Annotated in this window: 1 protein-coding gene; it reads right to left on the reverse strand. The window is 63.1% G+C overall.

The features are described 5' to 3' along the window. Window positions 1–283: 283 nt before the first annotated feature. A complete protein-coding gene (locus tag G7A99_RS19025) occupies window positions 284–1423 on the reverse strand; it encodes a DcaP family trimeric outer membrane transporter (protein WP_163143142.1) in 1140 nt (379 codons plus the stop codon). Between the last annotated feature and the right edge of the window lie 391 nt (window positions 1424–1814).

Here is a 1814-nt window from a genome sequence, read left to right on the forward strand (position 1 = left end):
GTGCGACGTCTTCGATGTGTACCGGTGGGCGTCGAGGGGAGCCATGTCGCACACGGCCTGCGGCCATGCACGACCTACTCGACTGCGATGACAAACCGGCACGCAGGGGCGGGTATCGGCGAAGGGCCGGGTGGGAATGATACGGCGGAGGCGCTGCCGGTGACGACGACGGCCACGGGGAAGCCCCATGGGCACCCGGCCAATTTTCTTGGTGCCCAATGAAAACGCCCCGGCACGAGGCCGGGGCGAAAAGCGACAATGATATTGTCGTTCTTAGACCGTCTTAGAAGACATACTGCGCGGCCACGGAGACGCGGTTGGCATCCGCATCGAAATCCGCCTCGTCGTTCTCGGCCTTCCAGTAGGAGTACTCGATACCGTAGGTGACGCGCTCGACCGGCTGCCACATGTAGTTCACGAAGACATTCTGGTTGACCGCGCTCTGGGTCTCAAAGCCGTTGAGGGCCGTGGCATCGTCCTCGTCAATATCGGTGCGGCCATAGGAGACGTTCATCGTACCCGGGCCCGCATCGACGCTGATGCCGATGGTGCCACCCCAGGCCTTTACGGTCTCGAGGTCGCCGTTGGCGTCGATGTAGCCGTCGGCAGCGAAGAAGTGCTCGAAACCGGACTGGTAGAGGTAGCTGGTCGCGCCGTCGGTGTAGTCCAGGGCACCGCGAACGGTGACGGCACCGAAGTTATACGAGGCCGCCGCGAACGCGCCGTAACCGGCGTCGCTCTCGGACTCGTCGGCGGTCTCCAGCTGGTGGACGATACCCGCGACGGAGTAACCCATCGGCCCCGAGGATCCCTCGTAACGGGCGCTCAGGGCCGGGAGAGAATCCTTGGCGACGTCGTCGTTCTCGCCCCCCTCGTCAAGAATACGGGCCTTCGGATCCTCGAGCGCGACGGAGAAGTCGCCGACGGTGTAACGGAACTGCGCCACACGGGTCTGATAGCCGGTGTTGCCGGCGAGACCGTTGAAGTCCACCGTCGGGGTCGTGCCGACGAAGCTGTTCCAGTTCGACCAAGTCTGGCCGGCGAGGATGCCGTTCCAGGACCCGTAGGCGTGACGCATGCGGAACTGACCACCGCCGCCGCCGAGGAAGTCTCCCTCCATACGGGTCACCAGGTCGCTGCCGCCCATGTCAGTGGTGGTCTGGAAGCCGATGCGGCTCTGGTTCGCGTCGAGGTCGGTGTAGCCGTCGACCTGCTCGTCGTCGACCAGATTACCGAAGCTACCGGCAGTGGCACTACCCATGTTCTCGTCCATGTCGTAGGACATCTTGCCGATCATGTAGCCGTAGATGGACACGGTGGTGTCCCCGGCCTGGAAGTCCACGGCCGCGGCCTGGCCGGCGGCGGCCAGCGCCAGGGCGGAGACGGTACCGATCGCGGCACCCTTGATGATATGACGAGCCATGCTGACTCCCTCCTGCTGCGGATTGCGTTCAAAAACCGTTCGGATGTGTTGCTGTTGTTTGCGTGCAACACGCCAGGTCCGTCACCCGACAGAGGGGAGTATAGACTAAGAGGTTCACCTTTTTGCAACATCTTTTTTCAAATCTTTATCGCCCCGTGTTGTGCGCCTGCCACAATGGCAAATAGTGTTACCTCGCGTTACACGGGGCGCTGGCGGCGGACGCCTGGGCACCTGTTGCAAAAACGCAACGCCCGTGCCGGGCTCCGGGCGTTGTCTCCCGGCCAGCAGCAATGTCGCACACGGCCTTGCGGCCGTGCACGACCTATGTATGGACTCGCCCCCCGTGTCAACCGCTGGCTGGTGGAAGGAACCCCGGCTGCACTTATGTATC

This window comes from Arhodomonas sp. KWT (assembly GCF_010993615.1).

Bases quoted from the DNA above. Each gene is read 5' to 3' on its own strand.
- G7A99_RS19025 (WP_163143142.1), bottom strand. From the start codon at position 1,423: ATGGCTCGTCATATCATCAAGGGTGCCGCGATCGGTACCGTCTCCGCC.